The organism is Corallococcus sp. CA041A (assembly GCF_003612075.1).
GTDB classification, from domain to species: domain Bacteria; phylum Myxococcota; class Myxococcia; order Myxococcales; family Myxococcaceae; genus Corallococcus; species Corallococcus exiguus.
On the sequence record NZ_RAWF01000355.1, the window covers coordinates 1 to 8357 of the forward strand.

The 8357-nt window shown below is 70.5% G+C and carries 4 protein-coding genes; 1 reads left to right on the forward strand and 3 read right to left on the reverse strand.

Annotated elements, in window-relative coordinates; translation table 11 throughout:
* A partial coding sequence (locus tag D7V77_RS38245; RefSeq protein ID WP_120581164.1) for a non-ribosomal peptide synthetase occupies positions 1–5296 on the reverse strand: 5296 nt, incomplete at its 3' end.
* 364 nt (positions 5297–5660) lie between these two features.
* Positions 5661–6494 (reverse strand): mechanosensitive ion channel family protein, encoded by an 834-nt coding sequence (locus tag D7V77_RS38250; RefSeq protein ID WP_120581165.1) that lies wholly within the window; start codon positions 6492–6494, stop codon positions 5661–5663.
* A gap of 178 nt (positions 6495–6672) precedes the next feature.
* On the opposite strand from D7V77_RS38250, the gene D7V77_RS38255 reads away from it, so the two are divergent.
* Complete coding sequence (locus D7V77_RS38255) at positions 6673–7836, forward strand: hypothetical protein (protein ID WP_120581166.1); 1164 nt, start codon at positions 6673–6675, stop codon at positions 7834–7836.
* 12 nt (positions 7837–7848) lie between these two features.
* On the opposite strand, the gene D7V77_RS38260 is transcribed toward D7V77_RS38255, so the two are convergent.
* Positions 7849–8357 (reverse strand): hypothetical protein (locus D7V77_RS38260; protein ID WP_233597488.1); only part of this gene is annotated, 509 nt, incomplete at its 5' end.

Below are 8357 nucleotides of genomic sequence, written 5' to 3' on the forward strand. Positions count from 1 at the left end.
CCAGCGTGGCGCCGTTGCAGAGCGTGGTGAAAATCTCCTCCACGGAGAGGTCGAAGCTGAGGCTGGCGAACTGCAACACGCGGCTGCCGGGACCGATGCCGTAGGCCACCGCCTCGTGGGTGACGAGGTTGGCGACGCTGCGGTGCTCCACCGCAGTGCCCTTGGGCGTCCCCGTGCTGCCCGAGGTGTAGAGCAGGTACGCCATGTTCGCGGGCGTCACTCCCGTCACGGGCGCATCCGTCGGCTCCTCGGCCAGCGACTCGCGCTCCGTATCCAGGCAGAGCGCGCGTGCATGCAGTGCTTCGGGGAAGCGGTCCACCAGCGCGTGCTGGGTGACGAGCACCTGGGCCGCGCTGTCCTCCAGCATGAAGGCCAGACGCTCACGAGGCAGGAGCGGATCCACGGGCACCCAGGCACCACCGGCCTTCAGGATGCCAAGCAGACCGATGACGACATCGAGGGAGCGCTCGACACTGAGCGCGACGCGGACCTCGGGGCCCACGCCACGACGGCGAAGGGCCTGGGCGAGCTGATTGGCACGCGCATCCAGCTGCGCGTACGTCAGCTGCGTCCCCTCGAAGACAGCGGCCACCGCGTTCGGAGCGAGGCGCACCTGCGCCTCGAAGAGCGAGTGCATGCACGCTTCGGGGAAGGGTGCCCGCGTCGCATTCCACTCCACCAGCACCTGCTGGCGCTCCTCCCCCGCGAGCAACTGCACCGACGACAGGCGGCGGTCCGGATGCGCGACGAAGCCCTCCATGAGCAGCCGCAGGTGCCGCATCATCCGCACGACGGTCGACCTGTCGAAGAGGTCGGTGTCGTATTCCAACTCTCCCGTGAAGCCCTTCTCGGTCCTCGACAGGGAGAGCGTGAGGTCGAACTTCGCGGAGGCGCCCATGCGCTCCTCGACCTGCACCTTCACGCCCGCGAGCGAGAGGTCCACCTCCGGGATGTTCTGCATGAGGAACAGCACGTTGAACAACGGCGACCCGCGCAGGTCGCGCATCGGCTGGAGCTGTTCGAAGGGCAGGTTCTGGTTCGCGAGCACCCCCAACGTGGTGGTGCGCACCCGGCTCAGCAGCTCCCGCACCGTGGGCTCGCCGCCCATCCGGGTGCGGAGCACGAGCGTGTTGATGAAGTACCCGAGCAGCCCCTCCAGCTCCGCGTCGTTGCGGCCCGCCACGGAGGACCCCACGCTCACGTCGTCCTGGCCGGAGTAGCGGCCAATCAGCACCTGGAGCGCGGCGAGCAGGAACATGAAGGGCGTGAGGCCCTCGCGCGTGCAGAGCGCCTCCACGGCGCGCGACAACTCCAGGGGGAAGGCGACCGGCAACAGGGCGCCAGGATGCGCCCCTCGTGGACCGCGGGGGCGGTCCGTGGGCAGCTCCAGCACGGACGGCATCCCGTCAATCTCGCGGCGCCACCAGGCGATCTGCCTTTCCAGCTCCGCCCCCGACAGCCACTGGCGCTGCCACACCGCGAAGTCCGCGTACTGGAAGGGCAGCACCGGAAGCACCGGCTTCGCCCCCGCGACGAAGGCACGATAGGCCTCCGACAGCTCCCGCATCAGGACGCTCATGGACCAGCCGTCGAACACGGCGTGGTGGATGGTCAGCAGCACCAGGTGCTCATGCACATCCAGCACCAGCACCGACGCGCGCAGCAGCGGCCCCGACTCCAGATTGAAGGGGTGGCGCACCTCGGCCTCCGTGCGGCGCAGCACCTCCGCCTCGCGCTGCTCCGGAGACAGGGCTCGCAGGTCCACCACCGGCAGCACCAGCGGCTCGGGCGGCGCGATGACCTGGACGGGCACGTCCTCGGTCGGCTGGAAGGTGGTGCGCAGCGCTTCGTGCCGGTGCACCACCAGCTCCAGCGCCAGGCGCAGGGCCTCCAGGTTCAGCGCCCCGGTCAGCCGCAGCGAGAACGGCATGTTGTACGCGGCCGAGCCTGGATCGAACTGCTCCATCACCCAGATGCGCTGCTGCGCGAAGGACGTGGGCAGGTTCCGAGTGCGCGGCACCGGCACCACCGGAGGCGGACCGGCGAAGCGCGCATCCTTCGCCGAGGCCGCGATGCGCACCGCCAGCTCCGCCACGGTGGGGGACTCGAACAGCGCCTGCAGGGGCAGGTCCACCTGGTACGCCGTGCGCAACCGCGACGTCAGCCGCGTGGCCAGCAGCGAGTGCCCTCCCAGCTCGAAGAAGCTGTCGGTGGCGCCCACCCGCGGCACCTGGAGGAGCGACGCGTAGAGCTCCGCGACCTGGGCCTCCATCGGCGTGCGCGGCGCGACGAACTCGCGTGCTGCTTCCGTGGACACGTCCGGCGCGGGCAGCGCCTTGCGGTCCACCTTGCCGTTGGGCGTCAGGGGCATCGCGTCCAGCACGACCAGCGCGGACGGCACCATGTACTCGGGCAGCCGCTCCTTCATGAGCGCGCGCAGCGCCTGGGACTCCAGCGCCTGTCCGGGCCGCGCCACCACGTAGCCCACGAGGCGCGCGTCGGCGCCGTTGCCGCGCACCACCACGGCGGCGTCGCGCACGCCCGGGGCCTGGCTCAGCACCGCTTCAATCTCTCCCAGCTCGATGCGGTAGCCGCGCAGCTTCACCTGGTTGTCGACGCGGTTGAGGTATTCCAGCACGCCGTGGGCGGCCCACCGCACGCGGTCGCCCGTGCGGTACACGCGCAGGCCCGGTACGCCGCCGTACGCGTCCGGGATGAAGCGCTCCGCCGTCTGGTCCGGCCGGTGGAGGTAGCCCCGGGTGACGCCCTCGCCGCCGATGAACAACTCACCCGGCACGCCGCGCGGCACCGGGTTCAACCCGCTGTCCAGCACGTACACCTGCGTGCCGGAGATGGGCCGGCCAATCGGCACGCTGCCCGTGCCCGACGCCACCGCGTGCGCGGTGGACCACACCGTCGTCTCCGTGGGGCCGTACACGTTCCACAGCACGCGGCAGCGCTGGAGCAGCGACTCGGCCAGCTCGCGCGGCAGGGCCTCGCCGCCGGTGAGGGCCGTCAGCTCCGGGCCCCGCCAGTCCGTCTCCAGGAGCAGCCGCCAGGTGCTGGGCGTGGCCTGGAGCACCGTCGCCCCGCACTGCCGCAGCAGCCCCGCCAGCCGAGAACCGTCCACGGCGATGTCCCGCGACGCGATGACGACCTGCCCGCCCACCGACAACGGCAGGAACAGCTCCAGCACCGCGATGTCGAACGACAGCGTGGTGACGGCCACCAGTACGTCCTTCGAGGACATGCCCGTCGCCTCCCGCAACGCCGCCAGGAAGCGCGCCACCGTGCCGTGAGGCACCTGCACGCCCTTGGGACGCCCGGTGCTTCCGGAGGTGAAGAGCACGTACGCCACGGCCTCCGGTGGCACCGCGTCGCGCAGCGGCGCGCCGTCCTCCGCCGCGATGGCCTTCGCGTCCCCGTCCAACGACACCACGCGCGCCGAATGCGGCGGCAGGATGGACGCCAGCGCGCGCTGCGACACCAGCACCGGCATCCCGCTCGTCTCCACCATGTACGCCAGGCGGTCCGGGGGGAACGCCGGATCCAGCGGCACGTAGGTGCCCCCGGCCTTCAGCACGGCGAGCACCGCCACCAGCATGTCGAGCGAGCGCTCCACGCACAGGCCCACCCGCACTTCCGTGCCCACGCCCAGCCGGCGCAGGTGGCGCGCCAGCCGCGAGGCCCGTGCCTCCAGCTGCGCGTACGTGAGCGACTGGTCCCCGAACGTGGCGGCGACCGCGTCCGGCGTGAGGTCCACCTGGGCTTCGAAGGCGCCGTGCTGCGTGCTCCACGGCAGCGGGGCGGGGCGGGGCGGCTGCCAGGCGAGGAGCACCTCGTGGCGCTCGGCGTCGGTGAGCAGCGGCAGGCGGGAGACGGCCTCGTGCGGACGGCGGACGGCGCCCTCCAGCAGCACGCGCAGGTGCTCCGCCATGCGCGCCAGGGTGGGCGCGGTGAAGAGGTCGGTGTCGTATTCGAGGAAGCCCTTGAGGCCCGCTTCCGTCTCCAGCACCTGGAGCATCAGGTCGAACTTCGACGTGAGCGTGTCCAGCTCCATCGCCTCCAGCTTCACGCCCTCCACGGACGCCGCGCCGCGGAAGGAGGCCTGGAGCGTGAGCATCACCTGGAAGAACGGTGTGCGCCCCTGGGTGCGCTCCGGACGCAGCTCCTCCACCAGCCGCTCGAAGGGGAACTCCTGGTGCTCATGGGCCGCGAGGACCGTCTCCCGCACCTGGTGCAGCAGCGCGCGGAAGGACGCGGAGGGCTCCACCTGCGTGCGCATCACCACCGTGTTGACGAACAGCCCGATGAGGCCCTCCACCTCGCCGCGCGTGCGGCCCGCCACCGGCGAGCCCACCGTCACGTCCTCCTGCCCCGCATAGCGCGACAGCAGCACCTGCCAGCCCGTCAGCAGCACCATGAAGAGCGATGCGCCCTCCTGCTGCGCCAGCGCCTTGAGCGCCTCCGTCAGCTCGCGCGACAGCAGGAGCTCATGCCGTGCTCCCCGGCCACTGCGGGCCGCGGGGCGGGGCAGGTCCGTGGGGAGCTCCAGCGCGGAGGGCACTCCCGCCAGCTGCCGCTTCCAGTAATCGAGTTGCTTCTCCAGCCGGGGACCCTGCATCCACTCGCGCTGCCAGACGCCGAAGTCCGCGTACTGCACACCCAGCGGAGGCAGGGGCACGGCCTGTCCTCGCGCGAAGGCTCCGTAGTGGAGCGCCACCTCGCGCACCAGCAGCGTCATGGACCAACCGTCGGAGACGATGTGGTGCACCACCACCACGAGCAGGTGCTCCCTGGGCGCGGACGTCAGCAGCAGCGCGCGCAGCAGCGGGCCCTTCGCGAGGTCGAAGGGCCGGGCCGCGGCTTCACGTGCCAGGCGCCACGCTGCTTCCGGTGGCGAGCCGGTGAAGTCGTGCTGCTCCAGCGCGAGCGCCGGCTCCGGAGACACCACCTGCACGGGGCCGGACTCGTCCTCGCGGAAGGTCGTGCGAAGCACTTCGTGTCGGCGCACCACTTCGCGCAGCGCGCGCTCCAGCGCGGCCACGTCGAGCGCGCCCTCCAGGCGCACCGCCATGGGCACGTTGTAGAGGGACGTGCCGGGCTGCAGCTGATCAATGAACCACAGGCGCTGCTGGGCGAAGGACAGGGGCAGCGGGCGCGTGCGGTCCTGTGCTGGGATGAGGCCTTGGACGGAGTTGCCGGCGACGGCCTTCTGCGCGGCCATCTTCCTGAGCAGCTCTGCGCGCTTCTCCGGTGAGAGGTTCGCGATCCGCTTCGACAGATCCTGGCTCATCTCATGTACTCCGCGCTCGGGGACGCCATCGCGGGCGCCACCCGGGGCGGTGGCGTTCGCGAGAAGTAAGGCCTGCCGCTGATTCCGGGATGACGCCCTGCGCCGTTCTCTCGCGAGAAGCGGAGGGTGGGTCAAATCCGCACTGGCCACACTATTCCGTGGGCAACCGAGCTGTCATGGGGGCGCCCAGCCGGAAGTGCGAATGAATTCGCGTATTTATTGGAAGAGGCGGGATCCCCGAACTCATCACCGGAAGGACTCACGGTGTCGCTCAGAGGGGAACCTGCTCGCGGGGTCGTCCTCCCGCCAGGAGGGGGAGCAGGCCGGACGCCGGCCTGCTCGCCACCCGTCACCGACTGCGTTTTCAGCCCGCCTTCGCCAGCTGCTGCGGCGGCGCGGTCAGCAGGGCCGCCGTGGGCACGATGTAGTTCGCGGCCAGGAGGATCTCCGCGATGGCATCGCCCACGTTGGCCTGCGTGTCGTTGTACTCGGTGGGCTTGCAGAAGATGCACACCGCCAGGATGGGGCCCTGGAACGTGAACTCCGCGACCTCTACCTGCGGCACGGGCTTCTCCTGGACGCCCTTCACCGTGGCCATGCGATCCACCAGGGCCTGCTGAAGCACCCGCACGTCCACGCCGTGCATCAGCGGCACCTTCACCGTCATCTTGCGGTACGGGTGGTGGCTGTAGTTGATGATGTTGTCGCTGAACATCTGGTTGTTGCCCACGGCGATCCGCACGTTGTCCGACGTGTCGAGCGTGGTGACGAACAGGCCGATCTCCTGGACGATGCCCACGACGCCGCCCGCTTCAATCTCTTCGCCCACGCGGAAGGGGCGCAGCACCAGCAGGAAGATGCCCGCGGCGAAGTTGGCCAGCAGCCCGGACCAGGCCGCGCCAATGGCGATACCCGCGGCGGCGATCAACGCGGCGAAGGACGTGGTCTCCACGCCCATCAGCCCCAGGATGCCGACGATCAGCATTATCGTGAGCGTGCCGGTGAACAGCGAACCGACGTAGCGGATCAGCGTGGCGTCCAGCTGCCGCCGCTGCAGGCCCATGTCCAGCACCTTGCGGAAGCCGGCGATGACCGTCCGCCCGATGAACCAGACGAACAGCGCCCCAATGACCTTGAGCAGCAGCGGGAGCGCTTCGGTCAGGGCAAGTGACTTCAATTGAACGACGATTTCATCCATGGTTCGAACTCCCTTGACCCGGACCGGGTGTGCGACGTGCCTTTTGCACGGGACGGGTCGGGGCATGCAAGCCGGGTTGCCTTGAATCCATATTTTTCCACGAGGGCAGTCATGACCCGCCCGGGGTCGTGATGGCTGGGCCTTGCGTGGAGGGAGCGCGAGGCTGAGGTTGCGGCGCATGCGCCTCCTCCCGGTCGCGGTCTCGCTGTTCCTGAGCGCCTGCACGGCCTCCCGCGTCGCGGTGCCTCCGCCCGCGGGCGAGGAGGTGACGGTCTTCGTTCCTGGGTACCGCGGGTCGTTCCTCGCGACGGCGGACGGCGAGCATGAGCGGGCCTGGGTGTCCGTGGGCGACGTGCTGACGCGCGGTGAGCGGTCGCTGGCGCTGCCGTTTCCTGGCCAGCGGGCGACGCCGGGCTTCGGGCCGCTCGAGGCGGACGGGCCGGTGACGCGCTTCACGGTGCTGCCATGGGTGGCTCGCTACGACGTCTACAAGCGCTTCCTGGAGTTCGGGCGCGAGCGGCTGCCGGGCTTCGTCGTCTTCGACTACGACTGGCGGCAGGACAACCGCGTGACGGCGAACCGGCTGTGCGCGCTGCTGGATTCGCTCGCGGAGGCGCGGGGTGGCCGGGTGAAGGTGAACCTGGTGGCGCACAGCATGGGCGGGCTGATCACGTTGCACTGCCTGCGCTACGGCACCGGTGACGACACGGGCGAGCCCACGTGGGCGGGCGCGCGGCACGTGAAGCGCGTGGTGTTCCTGGGCACGCCGTTCCGGGGCGCGCCGGGCATGTTCGACGACTTCACCCTGGGCACGCCGGTGGGACGCAACCGGTCGCTGCTGTCACCGGAGGCGCTCTTCACCTTCGCGTCCGCGTTCCAGCTCCTGCCCATGGAGAGCGACTTCTTCGTGGACGCGAGCGGCCAGCCGGTGACGTTCGATGCCTACCGTCCGGGCGCGTGGGTCGACGGCGGGTGGGGCGTGTTCCAGGACGCGGCGGTGCGGGAGCTGCCCGCGTATCGCCAGTGGCTGGAGCGCATGCTGGAGGCGCGCTCGCAGCTGGCGCGCTCACTCTCCGAGCACGATGAACCGCCGCCGCCCTTCCGCACGCTGGCGGTGGTGGGCGTGGGGCATCCGTTGATCAAGTCGTTCCGGCTCATCGACGGGAAGCCCACGTTCGAGGATCCGGTGCTCGCGGACGGAGATGGTTCGGTCCTGACGGCGCGGGCCATGCCGCCCGGGCCGCTCCACGTGGACCGGCTGGAGACGCAGGCGGACCACGTGGGGATGATGGGTGACGAGGAGGTCCAGGAGGCCGTCGCGCGCTTCGTCACCGGCGACTGACCTGGGGGCGGATCAGTCGCCCTGGATGGCGGCCTGCCAGTCGCCGTCCGAGGAGATGCCCACGCGCATGCCGATGTAGCTCTTCTCCTTGCGCATGTCGGTGATCATCTCGTCCGGATAGATGCCCTTGAGCAGGGCGAAGTCCGCGTCGGTGGCGCCTTCACGGAAGGCGGTGGGCCACCAGTACAGATTGCCCTCCTGGTAGAAGGGGAGGTTGAGGACGTGGACCAGCCGCGCCAGCACCGGCTGCGGGCTGTCCTTCCACTCCTCCTGGATGCGCCAGGTGGTGGCCATGTCCTGGTCGGGGTCGTAGGAGAAGCGCACGCTCGGGCCCTTCTCGTCCCCCAGCTTCTGGAGGCCCGCGTAGTCGCACGCGACGGCGGCCTTGATGATGCGCTCGCGCATGGACGCCACGGCCGGAGGCAGGGGCTTCGCGGTGGGCTTGGGGATGGGGCTCAGCCGGCTCGCCGAGCACGACGCCGCGGCCGGGGCGCTCGGCTTGGAGGCAGGCGGTGCAGGGG

Excerpts from the sequence above, each read along its gene's own strand:
- D7V77_RS38250 (WP_120581165.1), bottom strand. The coding sequence starts at position 6,494 with ATGGATGAAATCGTCGTTCAATTGAAGTCACTTGCCCTGACCGAAGCG.
- D7V77_RS38255 (WP_120581166.1), top strand. The coding sequence starts at position 6,673 with ATGCGCCTCCTCCCGGTCGCGGTCTCGCTGTTCCTGAGCGCCTGCACG.